The organism is Erythrobacter sp. Dej080120_24 (assembly GCF_036322605.1).
GTDB lineage: Bacteria > Pseudomonadota > Alphaproteobacteria > Sphingomonadales > Sphingomonadaceae > Erythrobacter > Erythrobacter aurantius.
The window spans coordinates 1,673,551-1,692,150 of the sequence record NZ_AP027262.1 but is presented as its reverse complement, the minus strand read 5'-3'; the positions used below and the strand labels follow the sequence as shown (position 1 = coordinate 1,692,150).

The window sequence follows — 18,600 nt, the reverse complement described above, 5'->3', positions numbered from 1 at the left end:
TGCCTGCCTATCTCAATCCAGCCCAGCGACTGTTTCGGCGTAATCCTTGTTGCCCTTGTGGCCTTCCAGCCCTTCAAGCTCGCGCGGGACATAATTCTCGTCATGCTTGGCCAGCAGGTTGGTGGCCAGGAAAGTGCCATCGGCCTGCAAGCTGCCTTCGGCGACCACACCCGATCCCTCGACAAACAGATCGGGCAGGATGCCGCTGTAGGTCACGGGAATGGTGCTGTTTTCATTGCCGGTGACGACGAAGTTGACGGTGATGCCATCGGCCTGCGTTTCGATCGACCCGGCCTGCACCATGCCGCCCAGTCGCACCGGCTGACCCACCGCGGGCGGTTCTGCGGCCATCTGTTCGGGCAGGTAGAAGTAATTGGCCTGGCTGCGCAACGCCCAAGTCGCGATCAGCCCCGCCGCGACAATCGCAACCAGCGCGAGGATCACCAGCGTCATGCGTTGGTGCTTTGCCTTCATGCCCGTGCTCATCGCTTCTTCATCTCCTCGCGCCGTTTTTCCGCGCGGCGCATTGCGCGGTAGCTCCAGATAATCAGCAGCGCGAGCGCAATCAGCCCGACCGCATAGGAACCGATCACGAAAGGCCAGTGGTCGAGCGATTCACGCATCACGCACCCTCCATCGCCGGAGCCGCCGCCAAGGGCGCCTCGTCATCCAGAGCGCGGCGGCGCAGGCGTGCTTCCACCTGTTGTTCCGCGATCAAAGCGCGCATCCGCATCAGCACAATCGCCCCGAACAGCAGCGAAAAGCCGACCACCGCGACCAGCAGCGGCCACAGGAACACCGGATCAATCGCGCTCTTGCCCGCAGTCAGGCTGGGCGGTTGATGGAGCGAGTTCCACCACACCACGCTGCGATTGATAATCGGTACGTTGATCGCGCCGACCATGCCGAAAATGGCGGCGATCTTCATCGACCCACCTTCGCGCGCGGCTGCCTGAGACAGCGCGATATATCCGCCATACAGGAACAGCAGCACCAGCATCGAAGTGAGCCGCCCGTCCCACTCCCACCATGTGCCCCATGTCGGACGCCCCCAGATCGAGCCGGTGACAAGGCAAATCGCGCAGAAAACCATCCCCGGCACCGCAATCGCCCGCGCGGCGATCCCGGCAAGCGGGTGTTTCCAGATCAGCAGCGCAGCGCTGGAAATGGCGAGGCCCGCCCATCCGCCCATGCCGAGCCATGCGGCGGGCACATGGATGAACAGGATGCGCACGGTTTCGCCCATCAACCGATCCGGCGGCACCATGAACAGGCCCCAGGCAATCGCGCCCAAGGACAGCACAAGCCCGCTCCAGAACAGGAGAGGCATCAGCCAGCTGGCAAGCGACAGGAAGCGCTTTGGATTGGCGTAGATATGCACGTCAGTATCCTCTCGCCCGGTATTACTGTCCTGCGCGAGGGTCGCAAGGGCGCAAAAGACGCAAGTTGCGCATGAATTTCATGCAAGCACCGATTTGCCGGTGCCTGAAGTTATAAATCAGGCGCGCCCGATCAGTTCCTGCGCCATGCGATCGGCCACCACATCGGGCGAAGTCGCACCCTGCTCGCTCGCCTGCCAGATCCGTTCGAGGCGGCCCGGAATCTGTTCGATCAGCGCGTTGACCTCGTCCACGCTGCCGGTGCGGCCTTCGCGCCGGGCAAGGTATTCGGTCGCCACAGAGATTATACCGCCCGCGTTGATGACGTAATCGGGCGCGTAGAGAATACCGCGTTCGAACAGCACCTGCCCGTGCGCGCTGCGCGCCAGCTGGTTGTTCGCGCCGCCCGCGACGATCTGGGTATCCAGCCTGGCGATTGTTTCCTCGTTCAGGATCGCACCCAGTGCATTCGGGCTGAACACGTCGCACGGTGTCGTCATGATCGCCTGCGGATCGACCACATCAGCGCCCAGTTCCTGCGCCAGAGCGGTTACGCTGTCCTTGTTGATGTCGGCCAGCGTCAGCTTCGCGCCATCCTTTGCCAGCAGGCGGGCAACCCCGCCACCGACGCTGCCGGTTCCCTGAAGCGCTACGCGCACCCCGGCCATGCTGTCCGTGCCGAGCCGGTGCTGCACCGCGGCCTTGATACCGAGGTAAATGCCATAGGAGGTAAACGGACCCGGATCGCCCCCGGCGCTGCCCTGCCCCGAAACGGGCAGGCCCGATACATGCGAGGTGCGCTGCGACACGGCAACCATGTCGGCTTCGCTGATCCCGACATCTTCTGCCGTGACATAGCGGCCATTCAGCCCTTCGACCGCGTCACCGAAAGCGGCGAGCAGTTCGGGTGTCTTGGTGCGGGCCTCGTCGGCAAGGATCACCGCCTTGCCCCCACCCATCGGCAGGCCGGCCATCGCGTTCTTGTAGCTCATCCCGCGCGACAGGCGCAGCGCATCACGCAGCCCGTCCTTGGGATTGGGATAATGCCAGAAGCGCGTTCCGCCCGCACCCGGCCCAAGATGCGAGGAGTGGACCGCGATAATCGCCGTCAGTCCCGATTCGCGATCGCGCACGAAGTGCACCATCTCGTGATCGTCAAAATCAGGCTCGGTCCAGAACGCGGTCATAGCAATGCCTCACAATGATGCGCGGCATTCCCGATGGCGGTGACTTGGGGGAAAATGGGGCGATCGACGGGGTTCGAACCCGCGACCTCCGGTACCACAAACCGGCGCTCTAACCAACTGAGCTACGATCGCCACATGCCCCACCCCAGCCCGGCCCTTCCGAACGAAAGAGCCTTCGCCTTGATGCGCGCAAGAGCGGCGGTTTACGCGGCTCTCACAGTCGGTCAAGGCCGCTGTGGACGGGCGCGAGCCTGTTGCACAAAGCGCGTTTCAAGAAAAGCGAAAACTGCGTGAAACGAGCCTGCACGCAAGATTATTACGCCTGCGTTTCATCGCTTGCCTCGCGGCGGACCGTACTTAAGCTTCGCAGCATGGAAACACAGGCCGATTCTGTCGCCGACAGGCTGAACCAGCACTATGGCGTGCAGCGCGTACCGCACCCCAAGATCGAGCTGTTCCAGCTGCGCCAGTTCATCTCGCCCGATCTGTGCGCCCGGCTGATCGAACTGATCGACAAGGATCGCCGCCCCTCCACCATCGCCGATGCCAATGGCGACGACTATTTCCGCACCAGTGAAACTTGTGACCTGTCGCGCAAGGATCCGTCCGTGCAGGAACTCGAAGCCCTGTTCTTCGCGCTCAACGGGATCGATCCGAAACTGGGCGAACCGGTGCAGGGCCAACGCTATGCCGTGGGGCAGGAATTCAAGGCGCACACCGATTACTTCACCCCCGGCGGCCCAGATTACGAACAATATTGCTCGCAAAGCGGGCAGCGCACCTGGACCTTCATGATCTACCTCAACGAAGTCGAAGCCGGCGGGGCGACCCGGTTCAAGGTGGTGGGAAAGACGTTCCAGCCCGAAACGGGGAAGCTTCTTTGCTGGAACAACGCAAGGCCCGATGGCAGCGTCAATCCCAACACGCTGCACCACGGGATGAAGGTGCGAAAGGGCGTGAAATACGTCATTACGAAATGGTATCGCGAACGCGAATGGCCGTGGTAAGGCCACCGCGATTCAGGCAGCAAGTTTGATTTTGCGCAAAGCGCCAATGTGTCCAATCAGTTAGACGGGTGATGAGGCAAGCGGCTGCGACCACCCCATTGCTCAGGTCTGCGGCGCTTGCCTCAACTGATCGGACTGTCTATTTTTCTGGACGCGAAGGTCATCGGTAATGGGATAAACCCATGACATACTCGTCCAGCAACGGCTTGGTCGTTGCCGTCAGCAGCGACAACAAGCACCGCTTCAGCAAGCAGCCGGTGCGCAGCATCGAAATCCTCGCAGGGTTCGGTGTGCGAGGTGATGCCCATGGCGGAGACACCGTGCGACATCGAAGCCGTGTTGAGCAAGACCCGACCCAGCCGAACCTGCGGCAGGTGCATCTGATCCACGCCGAACTGCTCGAAGAACTCGATCGCAAAGGCTTCGAGGTAAACCCCGGCGATCTGGGTGAGAACATCACGACACGCGGGGTCGATCTTCTGCTCCTTGGCCGAGATACGCTGCTGCGGATCGGGTCCGATGCGGTGCTGAGTGTGACGGGCTTGCGCAATCCCTGCGCGCAAGTGGATGAATTCGCTCCGGGACTGTTGGCCGAACTGGTTGAGAAAACCGGCGATCAGATTGTTCGAAAGGCCGGAATCATGTGCGTGGCTCTGCGCGGTGGCATTGTGCAGCCGGGCGACGGAATCCATGTCGAACGCCCCGAGGGGCCGCATATCCCGCTCGATCGGGTCTGAGGCGGCTCCTTCGCAAAGAAAAAGGGCAGCCCCGTCGGACTGCCCTTCTCCAGCGCCCGAAGGCGCAAAGCTCGTGTGCCGCTTACTTCTTGAGAGTAAGACCGCCGAAGCGCTTGTTGAACGCAGCCACGCGGCCACCTTCCTGGATCTGCTGGCGACCGCCGGTCCATGCCGGGTGGCTCGTCGGGTCGATATCGAGAGCGAGAGTGTCGCCTTCGCTGCCCCAGGTAGAGCGGGTCTGGAATTCGGTGCCATCGGTCATCTTGACCGTGATCATGTGATAATCGGGGTGCCCTTCGGCTTTCATGTCTCTTGTCCTTGCTAGCTGGTGTCCGGTTCCGACCGGGCAAGCTGTGGTGCGGGAAAGCGCGCGCTCTAGTGTGGTTCCCTGAAAATAGCAAGCCTTGTGGCTCGCTGATTTCCTACTCGATGGCAGCGCGGTATTGCAGGCGCTGCTCTTTCCAATCGTTGTTCCAATTTCACGGCTCCGGCCCCTGTCAGGGATGGATGCATGAAAAGTCACACTCGCGAGCCGTGAAGTCCCGCTTTATAAAATCTAATCAGGTACTTGCGGGAAGCGGGAATATTTTCAAACACCCGCCTTCACTGTTCCATCCATCCCCCTAGGCGGGCGGATCGGCGATCATCGCGGTGAACTCTGTCTCACAAGTGGTCTTGCCTTCGACACTGGCACGGCCCTTGAACTTGTAAATCGTGCGGCGCTGCTGGAGGAATTCGACCTCCAGATCGAGCAGGCAACCGGGTGTGACCGGTGAACGAAACTTGGCGCTCTCGATCCCCATGAAGATCACCAGCTTGCCGGTGCCCGAAAGCTCAAGCGTCTCGATGCCGAGAATCGCGGCGGCCTGCGCCAGCGCCTCGATCTGGAGCACGCCGGGCATGATAGGAGCGCCGGGGAAATGCCCCTGGAAGAACTCCTCGTTCATGGTCACGGCCTTCACCGCATGGATGCGCTGGTTGAGGTGAAGCTCCTTCACCCGGTCAACCAATAACAGCGGGTAGCGGTGAGGCAGGGCCTTCAACACCTTGTGGATGTCATAGTCCGTGATCGGCGCAGCTGCGCTTGTTTCGTCGGTCATGCCCTGCCCCCGTATGCTTGCTTAGCGACCAGCCGGTGCCTGTTGCGGCTGCTGGCCCTGCTGTGCGGCCTGCTGCTGCTGGATCAGCTGCGCAGTGATCAGCGTCTGCTGGATTTCCTGGAACAGCTGCGCGGCGTTGCGGGTCGGGCGCCAATCGGCGGGCGGCACGATCGCGACTGAAGGCACCTTGGCATTGAGCGAGTTGACGATCAGAGGAGTGATGTCCGCGCCCTGCGCTGCAAACTGCAACGTGTCGGGCTGCATGACCATTACGATCTGCTGCTGCGTCGTGACTTCGGTCAGGGCTTCGGGATACTTCGCGAGGATTTGCTCGACCGCATAGATGCGCGCCGCGTTCACCTGCTGGTTCAGCGCGCCAACTTCCTGTTCCAGCGTCTGAATCTGCTGGAAGTTGGGTGAGCTCTGCAGCGCAGGCAGTTCGGATTCGTCGAGCTGGCCGTCGCCATTGGCGTCGAACGGCTGCAACAGCGTGGTGAGCTGCTGCTGCTTGGTCTGGCGCTGCTCGATCTGCGCAGCATAGGTGGTGCCGACCTGCTCATAGGCGATGCGCAGCGCGTTGGTGCCGATGATGGCGCGGCCAATGTCGGCGGTGGCCAGACGGCCATCAACCTGAGCCGTTGCGGGTGCAGCTGCGGCCAGCGCGCACAGCGCCAGGCCCGCCGGGGCGAGCATTTTGTTGAAGAGTTTCATCAGAATTGAGTTCCTACGTTGAACGTGAATGTCTGGTCATCATCGCCCTCGACCTTGCGGATCGTCTGGGCGAAGTCGATGCGGAACGGGCCAAAAGGCGAGTTCCAGTTAACCCCGATGCCCGCGGTGATACGCGGGCTGGGCGAATCGCCGAGGAACACCTCGCGGATCGCGCTGCCCGGCCGGATCAGCCGGGTATTCGGAGTCACGCCATCGGCAGCGAACGGATCAGTGGTAAGCTGGCCGTCATCGATACCGATGAAGAGCGGGTTGCCGTCGGCGTCAATCTGCGGAATGCCAAGCGGATTGTCCTGCAGGACAGGCCGATCAACACCCCAGAGCGCGCCGATATCTAGGAAGATCGATGGGCGCAGGCCAAGTTCACGCGCGCCCGTGCCGAGCGGCAATTCGAGCTCCGCACGGCCGAGATAGTAGTTCCGACCGCCAATGGAGTCGTCACGGATCGACCGGCGATCGGTAATCAGGGTCGGGTTGCCATCGTCATCAAGGACATTGTTGTTGGCCGTGTCCAGAATGTAAGGCTGGGTCAGGATACGCGGGCCGACGCCGCGGATCTCGAACCCGCGGAACTGCGGCTCTCCGAGGAAGAACCGGTCCGTCAACAGGATGTCGTCAACCCCTGCGCCGCCACGGTCCTGAAGCGGAATGATCGTCCCGCCTTCGAGCGATATCGAGAAGATGAAACCCGAATTGGCGACGTTCCAGAACTGCTGTCCACGGCCGCGGAAACGCACATAACGCACATCGCCACCCAGCCCTGCGAACTCGGTGCTGAGCGTGATGTTGCGGCCACGGGTCGGGCGCAGGCGCGAGTTCAGCGAGTTATAGCTGACGCTGAGGCCGACGATCGAGCTGAGCCGGTTGCCCAGTGCATCACACAGGAAGCGGCCGGCGAGCAGCGGGTCACATTCGATATCGCCATCACCGTCGGTGTCCGAGAAGAACAGGTTCTCCGCAAGGCTCACTTCGTCGTAGTTCAGCGTGTAGCTGCCGATCAGCGACATGTATTCAGTCAGCGGGACACCGACGCGGAACGAAGTCCCGGTGGTTGCCTGCTCGAATGTCGTGTTGCGCTGGCGGTTGGTGAAGTTGAAGCTGTTGAAGTCGCGCCGGTAGATGTCTGCACCGGCCTGAATGTTGCGATCGAACACGTAGGGTTCAGTGAAGCTGACCTGTGCCGAACGCGAGAACTGCGAATAGTTGAGGCTCAGCCCGATGGTCTGTCCGCGTCCGCGGAAGTTACGCTGGCGGATGCTGCCTGCCAGAATGAACTGTTCGATGGACGAGAAACCGGCCGAGAACTGCAGTTCGCCGGTCGGCTGTTCTTCGACGTTGGCTTCAAGCACGATCCGGTCAGGCGCACTGCCTTCGACCTGAGCGACTTCGAAGTTTTCCTGGAAATAGCCCAGCGAGTTGATGCGCGCCGTGGTGCGCTGCACGCCCAGAGAGTTGAACGCATCGCCTTCGGACAGACGGAATTCGCGGCGGATCACCTTGTCCTGGGTGAGCGTGTTGCCGTTCACATCGACGCGTTCGACATAAACGCGCGGGGCCTGACGCAGGATGAAAGTGATATCCATCGTCAGTTCGTCGGGATTGCGGTTGAAGCGCGGCTGCACGTCGGCAAAGGCATAGCCGAACCGGCCAGCCAGCTCCGTCAGCTGCTCGACAGTGTCCTCAACGCTTTTGGCGTTGTAGAAATCGCCGGTCTTCATCGCCAGACCGGCCTGAAGCGCATCGCTGTCGAAATCGCGCAGCTGGCTTTCCACTTCGACTTCGCCGAAGTTGTAGCGTTCGCCTTCCTCAACCACATAGGTGATGATGAAGTCGCGCTGATCCGGGGTAAGTTCGGCAACAGCGGACACCACGCGGAAATCGGCATAGCCTTCGGTCAGATAGAACTGGCGAAGCTTTTGCTGGTCAAACGCGAGACGATCGGGATCGTAGCTGGTGTTGGAGCTGAAGAAGCGAAAGAAGCGCGATTGCTTCGTCACCATCTCGCTGCGCAGCTCGCTGTCGGAAAACACCTCGTTCCCGATGATGTTGATCTGGCGAACCTTGGACTTGGGGCCTTCGGTGATTTCGAAGACCACATCGACGCGGTTCTGCGGCAGTTGCACCATCTTCGGCTCAACCTGCGCGGCGAACCGGCCCTGGCGCTTGTACAGTTCCACGATGCGGGCAACGTCGGCGCGGACCTTGGAACGGGTGAAGATCTGGCGCGGTGCAAGGCGGATTTCGGGAAGGATCTTGTCCGCATCAAGCCGGTCGTTCCCTTCCAGAACAATCCGGTTGATCACCGGGTTTTCGGTGACTGTGATGACGACATTGCCATTGTCGTTGCGGATCGAGAAATTCGCGAAAAGCTCGGTCGCGCCCAGATCCTTCAGCGCCTCGTCAGCGGCGGCGGAGGTGTATTCCTGGCCCACGCGCAGGCGAATGTACGAAAGGATCGTCGTCGGTTCGAGCCGCTCTGCCCCGGCCACGCTGATCGTGCGGATGACATTGGTCGATGCGGGCTGCGCTGGATTGGGCGCGGGTTGGCTCGCACCGGTCGAGGCAGTCCCTTCATCCTGTGCCAGAGCCGTGTAAGGAACACCCGCCAGCATCGTCGCACCGGTAAGTGCCGTGGCGAGGCGCCGTGCTGCATTCTTGGATACCACAGGCCGCACGCCCGTTTCGCTGCATCGATTCATGGAATATGTGTTCCCGTCCAACCCGTAGTCTACCGCGCCTGCCCGGGGCGCAAAAACAAGGCCGTTAAGCCTCGCCAATCTATCTCTCCGTCGCCTCTGCCCGATGCGCGTGGCGCTGGTCAAGAAGCCATGCCGGTCATTGGACGAACAATGCCCGACAGTCCGTTGCGCCGATCTCGTCCAAGACACGCAAAACAGCGCGCCACAGAGAAACCAGACCCCTGATTTAACTGCCGAAAAGCGGCAGCGAGATCACGTCATTCACGGTGACAATCACCATGAAGACGAGAACAATGCCGATACCGGTCCGGTATGCCCATTCCGTCGCCTGCGGACCAACCGGTTTGCGCCGGATCGCCTCGGCGGCGTAAAAGGCAAGATGCCCGCCATCGAGCGCGGGGATTGGCAAGAAGTTGATGAATGCCAAATTAAGCGAGATCAGCGCGGCAAAGTTGATGAAGGCCAGCAGGCCGAGGCTCAACTGCTCGCCAGAGAACTTGGCAATCTTTACTGGCCCGCCCAATTCCTTGATCGAACGTTCGCCGGTGATGATCTGACGGATGCCGGTAATCATCATGCCGGTGATGTCCCAGCAGCGCGCAACCGCCAGCGGAACAGACTCGAGCACGCCGACTTCTTCCAGCACATATTGCCCGCCGTCCGGGCCTACGCCGATCCGGCCAAGCACGCTGACATTGCCAAAACCGTCGGTTTCCTCGATCCGTGCTGTGGTCAGCGGGATGTCGAGTTTCGTGCCGTCACGTTCGACCGTGAAGACCATACGCTTGTCGGGGTGAAGCAGCACCTCGTTACGGATGGCATCGAAATCGGCGACCAAATCTCCGTCGATCGCCACGATCGTATCGCCAATCTGCATCCCGGCGTCGCGCGCAACCGATTCTTCTGCAAATTCCCCGACAGTGCGCGAGTCCTCTGCGCCAACAATCGTCGGATTGCCGTAAACTGCGAAAAATGCGGCAAAAATTCCGATGGCGACCAGCAAGTTCGTCACCGGCCCCGCCGCTACTATCAGAGCGCGCTTCCAAAGGGCGGCACCCTGAAAACTGCCCGGTTCGGCTGGTGCATCAGGATCAGGCACGCTCGCCGGATTCATATCGCCTTTGAACTGGACATATCCGCCCAGCGGCAAAGCGGAAATCCGCCAGCGCGTTCCCCGCTTGTCCGTCCAGCCAAAGATTTCACTGCCAAAGCCGATCGAAAATGCGTCGGCCCTCACGCCGAACCAGCGACCAACCAGATAATGGCCCAGTTCGTGCACAGTCACCAGCGGCCCCAGCAACAGCAGGAACCCGGCGACGTACATCCAGAAAGGGGGCGATTCAAACAAGTGCGGAACTCTCCAGTGCGGTGCGGGCGCGATCACGCGCTTGTGCATCTATTGCGAGCACTTCTTCCAGCGTGCCCGGCGCGTGCGCCGTATAGCGCGCAAGTGTCTCCTGCGCCACTGCAGTAATGCGTGTGAACGCGATCTGACCGGACAGGAACGCTTCAACCGCGATTTCGTTCGCGGCGTTGAGGATTGCCGGTGCTGCCCCGCCCGCCTCGATCGCCTCGCGGCAAATGCGGGTTGCCGGGAACAGCTCCTCATTCGGGGCCTGAAACGTAAGCTCTCCGATGGCCGCCAGATCCAGCGGCGCAAGCGGCGTTTCCATCCGTTCGGGCCATGCGAGACATGACGCAATCGGCACGCGCATATCCGAGGGGCCAAGCTGCGCCAGCACCGAACGGTCGCGATACTCCACCATCGAATGCACGATGCTTTGCGGGTGGACGATAATCTCGATGTTCTCCAGCCCCACCGGGAACAGGTGATGAGCTTCGATGAATTCGAGTCCCTTGTTCATCATCGTGGCGGAATCGATCGTGATCTTCGCGCCCATTTCCCAGTTGGGATGCTTCAACGCCTGTTCGCGCGTCACCGATTTGAGCGCTTGCGCATCCAGCGTGCGGAACGGCCCACCGCTGGCCGTGAGGATGATCCGCCTGACCTGCGCGATATCGTTTCCGGCCAGGCACTGGAAAATCGCATTGTGTTCGGAATCGGTCGGCAACAGCGTCGCCCCGGCACGTTCGACCGCCGATTTCAGGATTTCGCCTGCCGAAACCAGCGCTTCCTTGTTGGCGAGCGCAATAGTCCCGCCGCGCTCGACAGCGGCCATAGTCGGCGCCAGCCCCGCGCAACCGACTATCGCGGCAACCGTCATATCGACAGGCCGGGCCGCGGCTTCGCAAAGCGCCTGCGCCCCGCCAGCCGCCTCAATTCCCGTACCCTCAAGCGCGCTTCGCAGGTCGTCGAGACAGCTTTCCTCGCCCACCACAGCGATCCTCGCGTCGAACTCGATGGCAAGTGCCGCGAGCTCCTTCGCGCTGCAATTGGCGGTGAGAGCCTCCACCTGCCAATCACCCCGATTGTGTCGGATCAGGTCTAGCGTCGAAGCGCCGATCGATCCGGTAGCACCAAGGAGTGAAAGTGTCCGCGCCATTGTCACACCTGTTGCAGATAGGCGGGAACCACCGCCATCAGAAACAGGATGAAGAACACGGCGATAAATCCGTCGAGCCGGTCAAAGATGCCGCCATGCCCCGGCATGATGCTGCCCGAATCCTTCACGCCAGCGCGGCGTTTCATCCAGCTTTCGAAGAAATCACCGCTTTGGGCGATAACCGCGATCAGGCATCCCGTGGTGATCGCGCCGCCCAGGCTGGTGAGATCAAAGCCAGGGATATAGCCCCCCGGCCCGATGTCGTAGAATTCGGCCCCGATGCAGACGAGCGATGCAGCCAATGCGCCGCCCAACAATCCCGCCCATGTCTTTGACGGGCTGACGGAGGGAAGAATGCGCGGCCCTCCGATCAGCCTGCCAGAGAAATAGGCGCCGACATCGACTGCGACGATCGGGGCGATGAACACGACCATCACCGTGATCATGTCGTAATTGAAACGCACCTGCACCATGGCAAGCGCCGCCGCCCCGACATAGAGCGCCCCGATAAACTGCCACGCGATTTCGCCAGCTGCGGAAATGCCGAACTTGCTGACAATGGCGTTCCATTCCCACAGCACCAGCCCAGCGAGCAACACCACAAAGCCGACCCAGAACCAACCACCCAGCCACAGCGCGATCATCGCCGCACCGGCGAATGCTACAGCCGAAACAAAGCGCACCAGCAGATCGCCCATGCCACCCGATGAAGGCGGCGTTGCGTCAATCTGGCTGTCAACGTCCACCATAGCGGCGCTCCCTTCGCGCAAAATCATCAAGCGCCTGAGCCAGATGCTCGGGCTTGAAATCGGGCCACAGCGTATCGACGAAAAGCATTTCGGCATAGGCCGCCTGCCACAGCAGGAAGTTCGACAAGCGGATTTCTCCACTGGTGCGGATCAGCAGATCGAGCGGCGGCAGATCATGCGTGTCGAGATGCTGCTCGATCGTTTGCGGGGTAACCTCTCCCGCCTGAGCAGCCTTGGCCGCCGCACGCGCGATTTCGTTCTGTGCCCCGTAATTCAAAGCCACTGCCAGCGTCTGACTGCCATTCGCGGTCTGCGCCAAAGCGTCTTCGAGCATGGCGACGATATCAGGCGCGAGCGATTGCCAGTCGCCGATTATCTTGAGCTTCACATTATTGGCGACGAATTCGGCGAGGTCCGATTTGATGAACTTGCGCATCAGGTTCATCAGATCGTCGACTTCGTCCTCGGAACGTTTCCAGTTTTCCGAACTGAACGCATAGAGCGTCAGGCAGTCTAGCCCCATTGGCTCGAGCCCGCGCACCAGACGGCGCACGGCTTCGACCCCGCGTTGATGACCGACGGCACGCGGCAAAGCGCGCTTCTTGGCCCAGCGACCGTTGCCATCCATGATGATGGCAACATGCCGCGCACCGCCTACGGAGCGCGCGTCTGATTTCACGGGGCCAGCGCCCATTCGGTCTCCCCTGCCCGAAAACCCGCCCTTACTGGGTCAGGATTTCCTGTTCTTTCTTGGCGGCTGCCTCGTCGGTTTCCGCGACATATTTGTCAGTCAGCTTCTGGACTTCGTCTTCCATCCGCTTGCGTTCGTCCTCCGAGATTTCCTTCTTCTTCTCGTCGGTCTTCAACGCTTCCATCCCATCGCGGCGCACGTTGCGGATCGCGATCTTGGCCTGTTCGGCATATTGCCCGGCAAGCTTTGCCAAATCCTTGCGGCGTTCCTCGGTCAGATCGGGCATCGGCAGACGCAGCGTCTGCCCGTCGATCATCGGATTGAGGCCGAGGTTGGCCTTGGCAATGCCCTTTTCGACGGCGATCAGGTTCGATTTGTCCCACACCTGTACGCTCAGCATGCGCGGCTCCGGCGCGGAAACGGTCGCGACCTGATTGAGCGGCATCATCGCGCCATAGACTTCGACCACAACCGGATCGAGCAGGCTGGTGTTCGCGCGGCCGGTGCGCAGGCCCGAAAGGTCGCCCTTGAGGGATTCGACAGCGCCCTTCATGCGGCGTTCGATATCGGCCTTGTCATATTGCGGCATCGGTATTCAGTCCTTCTGTACAATCGTCTGTGTGCCTTCGCCTGAAAGGACGCGGGCCACGTTGCCTTTTTCACGGATGGAAAAGACCACTATCGGAATGTCGTTCTCTCGGCAAAGCGCGACTGCGGTGGCGTCCATCACCTTGAGGTTTTGCGACAGCACGTGGTCGTATGTGATGGTTTCAAACCGGGTGGCGTCGGGGTTGTGCTTGGGATCGCTGTCATAGACCCCGTCAACGCTAGTGCCCTTCAGCAGCGCATCGCAGTTCATTTCGGCCGCCCGCAGCGCAGCGCCGGTATCGGTGGTGAAAAACGGGTTGCCCGTTCCCGCGGCGAAGATCACGATCCGCCCTTTCTCAAGGTGCCGTTCGGCGCGCCTGCGAATGTATGGCTCGCACACGGACGACATCGGGATCGCGCTCTGCACCCGCGTCTGGACGCCCAGCTGTTCCAGCGCGTTCTGCATTGCCAGCGCGTTCATCACCGTTGCCAGCATCCCCATGTAATCGCCGGTAGTGCGGTCCAGCCCCTTCGCCGCGGCGCTGATCCCGCGGAAGATGTTGCCCCCGCCGATCACCAGGCAAACCTCGATCCCGCTGTCCTTGGCCGCCTTCACCTCTTCGGCCAGCCGCGCGACATAGGCCGGGTCGATCCCGTATTCCTGTTCCCCCATCAGCACCTCGCCCGAGAGTTTGAGAAGAACGCGCTTGATCTGGGGCATAGGCATGGGTGAGATACGTCCGATTGGTTGTGAGGTGAGGTCCCCTTAGACAAGCTGTGATTGGCGCGCAAAGGGGAAAGATCAAGGGGGAGACCGGCAAATGGCAAAACGGATCGTGCTGGCGCTGCTGGCTGTAGTGGTGCTCGCAGGTGTTGCAGCGACAGTGTTTCAGCGCCAGCTGGGCGAGCGGCTGTTCGCCAGCGTCGTTGCAGATCGCATCGCTGGGCCGGGACTTGAACTTGACGATGGCCTGCACCTCATCCTGTGCGGCACGGGGTCTCCCCTGCCCAATCCCGACCGCGCCGGGCCGTGCAATCTTCTGATTGCAGGCGATCAGGCGTTTGTCGTCGACATCGGCGAAGGCGGCTCGCGCAACATCAACCTCATCGGCTTCGACATCACCACGCTCGATGCTCTGCTGCTGACCCATTACCATTCCGACCATGTCGATGGCATCGGCCCGCTTGCGCTAATGTACTGGACGCAAAGAGCCAGCACCGTGCCGCTTCCGGTGATCGGGCCGCAGGGTCTGGAACGGCTCGTCAACGGCTTCAACGAGGCCTACGCGCTCGACCATAGCTATCGCATCGCCCATCATGGGGTGGAGATTGTGCCCGAAACCGGCGGCGGCCTTGTCGCCAACCCGTTCGAGATCGCGGACGGACCCGTCACCGTTCTGAAGCGCGGCGGCCTGACGATCACCGCGTTCCTTGTCGATCACGATCCGGTGGCCCCTGCTGTCGGCTATCGCTTCGACTACAAAGGCCGCTCGGTTGTCATCAGCGGCGATGCGGCGCGCAGTCCGATGCTCGAACAGGTTGCCAAGGGCGCGGACATAATCGTCCACGATGCCCTGCAACCCAAGCTGGTCGGCCACATGACCGCAGCGCTCGATTCTGCGGGAAACACCAATGTCGCAACCATCACCCGCGACATCCTCGACTATCACGCATCGCCCGAGGATGCCGCGACCAGCGCGCAGACCGCCGGGGCGAAAATGCTGGTGCTGTCCCACCTCGTCCCACCAATCCCCAACGCCTTCATCTATCCCGCTTTCCTCGGCGATGCGCCGGACATGTTCGACGGGGAGATCGTCGTCGGCGAAGACGGAATGGTGTTCTCCCTGCCTCCGGAAGGCGATGCGATCAGCCGGTCAGAAGCGATGTGAGGAGGCTTGTGTGGAACACCGAAGCCGGTGCTTTGAAAAAATAGATTTCTCCTATTTCATATTCTTTTCCGCTACTTACACAAACGCGGTGTGACTTTCCGAAAAAGCCGACCCCGGCAGCCGCACGGCTTGAACCCGACGATGTGAAAGAACCGCCCGTGCAATACCGCAGCCCGGCGAAGTAGGAAAATCGCGCGTCCCGCATTGCCATCGCAGGCGCTTCCCCGGCAAAGGCATGACATGAACGCATTCATCGTGGCCCCTATGCGCAGCCCTTGGGTCAGAATCCTGCTGGCACTTGGTGTGCTGCTGGCCATCATGCTCGTGGCCAAGGCGTGGCATGACACCATGCGCGATCCTTTGATCGAGCGGCTGGTGATCGAAAGCGAGCGCCTCCCCGCCGGATCACCGCCCTTCACCATCGCCTTCATCGCCGACATTCACGTGGCCGGGCCGGACATGCCGCCAGAACGGCTGGAACGGATCGTCGCACAGATCAACGCGACGCGGCCCGATCTGGTCGCCATCGCCGGCGATTTCATCAGCGAAAAGCGCAGCGCGACCCGGCACTATTCCGCCGCCGAAACCATTGCTCCGCTGGCGGCATTGCAGTCAAGGCACGGTGTAGTCGTGGTGCCGGGCAATCACGATCACTGGTTCGACTGGCCTGCGTTGAAGACGCAGCTCCAACGCCTGCGCAACGTCATCGTGCTGGAGAACGAGGCCGCGCAGCTCGGCCCGGTCGCCATCGGTGGGGTGGATGATGATTTCACCGGGCAGGCCGATATCGGGGCAACGCAAACGGCGCTTCTGCCCTTGAACGGCCCGCGCATCTGGCTGTCGCACAGCCCGGACATTTTCCCATCCGTCCCGGTCGGTGCCGATCTGGTGCTGGCCGGTCACACCCATTGCGGACAGATTGCCTATCCGTGGGGCGGTTCGCCCGCGACCATGTCGGACTATGGCGAAACCTATGCCTGCGGGGTGAAGCATCTGCATGGCAAGACGCTGGTGACGACAGCCGGGCTTGGCACCAGCCTGTTGCCGGTCCGCCTTTTCACCCAGCCGGAAATCTGGCTGATCGAACTGCGCCCGACGCGCCCCTGACGCCGTGGCAAACGTGACAGGGGCAATCGCGGGATTCCCGCTTTTGGTTTGAGAACGAACTGGATAGGGTGCGCATCCCTTTCAAACTGCAAGTGCAATGATGGCCGACCACCGACCGACAAACCAGATCGCCGCACCGTCCATCCGGCCCTATGTCCAGACGCTATGGCACGGGGCGATGGCGCTGGGGTTCGAAACCCGTGACGAAACGGGCCGCAGGCTGACCCTCGCGGATGATCATTTGTCGGGCCAGTATCTCTTGCTGGTGATGATCGGCGATCCCGACAGCGATGGCGTTTCGCCATTGCTAAAGGGGTTGGCCGCCCTCGAACCGCGGCTGGATGCGGCCAATGCCACCGTGCTGGTCGTCAGCGCATCGACCGATGCGGCCCGCAACAAGCAATTGAAGCGCGCCACGGGCTTTCCCTGGCCGATTGCCAGCGACCCGTCGGGCGCGATCTTTGCCTCTTACGGAATGCATCTGGGCACTGACCGGCAGACCCGGCTCGTACTGATCACCCCCTATCGGCAAATCCGCGCATGGTTCGATCCGGACAAGGATGCAGGCGCAACGCTGGAGACTATAATGAACCTGATGGAAAACGCTCAGGCTGCAGAGGAATTGCGCTGGAGCCCGCCCCACGCCCCGATCCTGATCGTTCCCAATGTGCTGACACCTGAGGAATGCGGGAAGCTGGTTGAATCGGTGGAAACGGATACGCCGTTCATGGTGAGACAGCCGCGTCCCGGAGAGATTCCCGGAAACTACAAGATCCCCGTTTATGATCACCACCGGCAGGATCGGATCGACCTGATCATCAAGGATCACAACACGCTGGCTTTCCTAGATGACAGGATTTTCAGCCGGGTTACGCCGATGATCAAGAAAGCCTTCGCCTATGACGTGACCCGCCGCGAAGACCTGCATATCGCGCGCTATGTCGGCAGGCGCGACGGGATCAACATGGGGCACCGCGACAACACCGAACCACCCGGCGCGCACCGGCGTTTTGCCCTGTCGATGAGCCTGAACGACGATTACGAAGGCGGCGAAATCACTTTCGCGGAATTCAGTCCCAAAGGATACCGCGTGCCCGCAGGCACGGCGATGGTGTTCTCATCCTCGCTGCTGCACGAGGTGCAGGAAACGACATCGGGCGTCCGCTACAACCTGATCTCGCACCTGTTCAGCTGAATCCATTCACGGCATTGGCCATCGGGCCGGCGCCACAAACGAAAACGGTCGCCGCAGCGGTGATGCTGCGACGACCGTTTGTATCGGTTTGCTGAAAAGGATCAGCCAGCGACAGCTGCTGCCACTTCTGCGGCGAAGTCGCTTTCTTCCTTCTCGATGCCTTCGCCCAGCTGGAAGCGGACGTAGTCGGTCAGCTGGACGCTGCCGCCGTTGTCCTTGCCGAACTTGGCAACCACGGCTTCGACGGTGCTCTTGTTGTCCATCACGAACATCTGGCTGAGCAGCGCGTTTTCCTTGGCGAACTTGGCGATTGCGCCGTCGACCATCTTGGCCTGCACTTCGGCCGGCTTGCCGCTTTCGGCAGCCTTTTCCGCAGCGATTGCGCGTTCGCGCGCGATCACTTCGGGGTCGAGCCCTTCGGCGTTCAGAGCCATCGGGAACATCGAAGCGATGTGCATGGCGAGCTGCTTGCCGAACGGTTCGAGCACGTCGGCAGCCAGATCGCTTTCAAGCGCAACGAGAACGCCGATCTTGCCGAGGCCTTCGGCGGCGGCGTTGTGGACGTAGGAAACGACCGCGCCCGAGCCGACCGAAACGGTCTTGATGCGACGGATCTGCTGGTTTTCACCGATGGTGGCGACGTTATCGGTCAGCTTGTCGCCAACGGTGCCGCCGTCGGGATAGGCAGCGCCCTTGAGCGCTTCGACATCGTCGCTGTCGATCGTCAGCGCCACTGCGGTGGTCTTGCGGACGAAATCCTGGAACTTGTCGTTCTTGGCGACGAAGTCGGTTTCCGAGTTGACTTCGACAGCCACGCCAGCGGTGCCTTCGACGGCGACGCCGACGAGGCCTTCAGCCGCGGTGCGGCTCGACTTCTTCTGAGCGGTGGCGAGGCCCTTGGCGCGCAGAGCGTCAACGGCGGCTTCGATATCGCCCCCTGCTTCGGCGAGCGCCTTCTTGGCGTCCATCATGCCTGCGCCGGTCTTTTCGCGCAGCTTCTTCACATCGGCGACGGTGAAATCGGCCATGGGAAATTCCT

At 61.3% G+C, this 18,600-nt stretch carries 20 protein-coding genes and 1 tRNA gene; 5 read left to right on the top strand and 16 right to left on the bottom strand.

What is annotated here, in order from left to right; all coding sequences use genetic code 11:
- Positions 1-12: 12 nt before the first annotated feature.
- The 5 genes from ccmE to AABA34_RS08105 form a co-directional block, all read right to left on the bottom strand.
- On the bottom strand, positions 13-474 hold the full coding sequence (gene ccmE, locus AABA34_RS08125; protein WP_084155605.1) for a cytochrome c maturation protein CcmE: 462 nt from the start codon (positions 472-474) through the stop codon (positions 13-15).
- A gap of 8 nt (positions 475-482) precedes the next feature.
- Positions 483-623 (bottom strand): heme exporter protein CcmD, encoded by a 141-nt coding sequence (ccmD, locus tag AABA34_RS08120; protein WP_084155593.1) that lies wholly within the window; start codon positions 621-623, stop codon positions 483-485.
- A complete protein-coding gene (ccmC, locus tag AABA34_RS08115) occupies positions 623-1,381 on the bottom strand; it encodes a heme ABC transporter permease CcmC (RefSeq protein WP_034953003.1) in 759 nt (252 codons plus the stop codon). Before ccmC ends, ccmD begins: the two co-directional genes overlap by 1 nt.
- A 117-nt stretch (positions 1,382-1,498) precedes the next feature.
- A complete protein-coding gene (locus tag AABA34_RS08110; RefSeq protein ID WP_338304661.1) occupies positions 1,499-2,566 on the bottom strand; it encodes a Leu/Phe/Val dehydrogenase in 1,068 nt (355 codons plus the stop codon).
- A gap of 55 nt (positions 2,567-2,621) precedes the next feature.
- Positions 2,622-2,698, bottom strand: a tRNA-His gene (locus tag AABA34_RS08105).
- A 239-nt stretch (positions 2,699-2,937) separates the two neighbouring features.
- Here AABA34_RS08105 and AABA34_RS08100 point away from each other — a divergent pair.
- A complete protein-coding gene (locus AABA34_RS08100) occupies positions 2,938-3,573 on the top strand; it encodes a prolyl hydroxylase family protein (protein WP_338304660.1) in 636 nt (211 codons plus the stop codon).
- A 182-nt stretch (positions 3,574-3,755) separates the two neighbouring features.
- Positions 3,756-4,310, top strand: a complete 555-nt coding sequence (locus tag AABA34_RS08095; protein WP_338304659.1) for an MOSC domain-containing protein — start codon at positions 3,756-3,758, stop codon at positions 4,308-4,310.
- An 82-nt stretch (positions 4,311-4,392) separates the two neighbouring features.
- Here AABA34_RS08095 and rpmE read toward each other — a convergent pair whose 3' ends face one another.
- The 10 genes from rpmE to pyrH all read right to left on the bottom strand — a co-directional run bounded on the left by rpmE (position 4,393) and on the right by pyrH (position 14,097).
- Positions 4,393-4,617, bottom strand: a complete 225-nt coding sequence (gene rpmE, locus AABA34_RS08090; RefSeq protein WP_034952995.1) for a 50S ribosomal protein L31 — start codon at positions 4,615-4,617, stop codon at positions 4,393-4,395.
- Positions 4,618-4,933: 316 nt separating this feature from the next.
- The gene (gene fabZ / locus AABA34_RS08085) at positions 4,934-5,410 is read right to left on the bottom strand and encodes a 3-hydroxyacyl-ACP dehydratase FabZ (RefSeq protein WP_051699655.1); all 477 of its coding nucleotides are present in this window, start codon (positions 5,408-5,410) and stop codon (positions 4,934-4,936) included.
- A gap of 21 nt (positions 5,411-5,431) precedes the next feature.
- On the bottom strand, positions 5,432-6,121 hold the full coding sequence (locus AABA34_RS08080) for an OmpH family outer membrane protein (protein WP_338304658.1): 690 nt from the start codon (positions 6,119-6,121) through the stop codon (positions 5,432-5,434).
- Positions 6,121-8,838, bottom strand: a complete 2,718-nt coding sequence (bamA, locus tag AABA34_RS08075; RefSeq protein WP_445083770.1) for an outer membrane protein assembly factor BamA — start codon at positions 8,836-8,838, stop codon at positions 6,121-6,123. The genes AABA34_RS08080 and bamA overlap by 1 nt, the downstream gene beginning before the upstream one ends.
- Before the next feature lie 226 nt (positions 8,839-9,064).
- Entirely contained in the window at positions 9,065-10,186 is a 1,122-nt protein-coding gene (gene rseP / locus AABA34_RS08070) for an RIP metalloprotease RseP (protein WP_338304657.1), read from the bottom strand.
- Entirely contained in the window at positions 10,179-11,342 is a 1,164-nt protein-coding gene (dxr, locus tag AABA34_RS08065) for a 1-deoxy-D-xylulose-5-phosphate reductoisomerase (protein WP_338304656.1), read from the bottom strand. Before dxr ends, rseP begins: the two co-directional genes overlap by 8 nt.
- Positions 11,343-11,344: 2 nt before the next feature.
- Complete coding sequence (locus tag AABA34_RS08060; protein ID WP_338304655.1) at positions 11,345-12,091, bottom strand: phosphatidate cytidylyltransferase; 747 nt, start codon at positions 12,089-12,091, stop codon at positions 11,345-11,347.
- Positions 12,078-12,785: a polyprenyl diphosphate synthase gene (uppS, locus tag AABA34_RS08055; RefSeq protein WP_338304654.1), complete on the bottom strand. Its 708-nt coding sequence runs from the start codon at positions 12,783-12,785 to the stop codon at positions 12,078-12,080. Before uppS ends, AABA34_RS08060 begins: the two co-directional genes overlap by 14 nt.
- Positions 12,786-12,813: 28 nt before the next feature.
- Positions 12,814-13,371 (bottom strand): ribosome recycling factor, encoded by a 558-nt coding sequence (gene frr / locus AABA34_RS08050; RefSeq protein ID WP_034952985.1) that lies wholly within the window; start codon positions 13,369-13,371, stop codon positions 12,814-12,816.
- A gap of 6 nt (positions 13,372-13,377) precedes the next feature.
- Positions 13,378-14,097: a UMP kinase gene (gene pyrH, locus AABA34_RS08045; RefSeq protein WP_034952982.1), complete on the bottom strand. Its 720-nt coding sequence runs from the start codon at positions 14,095-14,097 to the stop codon at positions 13,378-13,380.
- 94 nt (positions 14,098-14,191) lie between these two features.
- Here pyrH and AABA34_RS08040 point away from each other — a divergent pair, with 94 nt between their 5' ends.
- The 3 genes from AABA34_RS08040 (at position 14,192) to AABA34_RS08030 (ending at position 17,561) form a co-directional block, all read left to right on the top strand.
- Entirely contained in the window at positions 14,192-15,259 is a 1,068-nt protein-coding gene (locus AABA34_RS08040; RefSeq protein ID WP_338304653.1) for an MBL fold metallo-hydrolase, read from the top strand.
- Between the two features lie 240 nt (positions 15,260-15,499).
- A complete protein-coding gene (locus AABA34_RS08035) occupies positions 15,500-16,366 on the top strand; it encodes a metallophosphoesterase (protein ID WP_338304652.1) in 867 nt (288 codons plus the stop codon).
- 97 nt (positions 16,367-16,463) lie between these two features.
- On the top strand, positions 16,464-17,561 hold the full coding sequence (locus tag AABA34_RS08030) for a redoxin domain-containing protein (protein ID WP_338304650.1): 1,098 nt from the start codon (positions 16,464-16,466) through the stop codon (positions 17,559-17,561).
- A gap of 101 nt (positions 17,562-17,662) precedes the next feature.
- Here AABA34_RS08030 and tsf read toward each other — a convergent pair whose 3' ends face one another.
- Positions 17,663-18,589, bottom strand: a complete 927-nt coding sequence (gene tsf, locus AABA34_RS08025) for a translation elongation factor Ts (protein ID WP_034952976.1) — start codon at positions 18,587-18,589, stop codon at positions 17,663-17,665.
- Positions 18,590-18,600 lie beyond the last annotated feature (11 nt).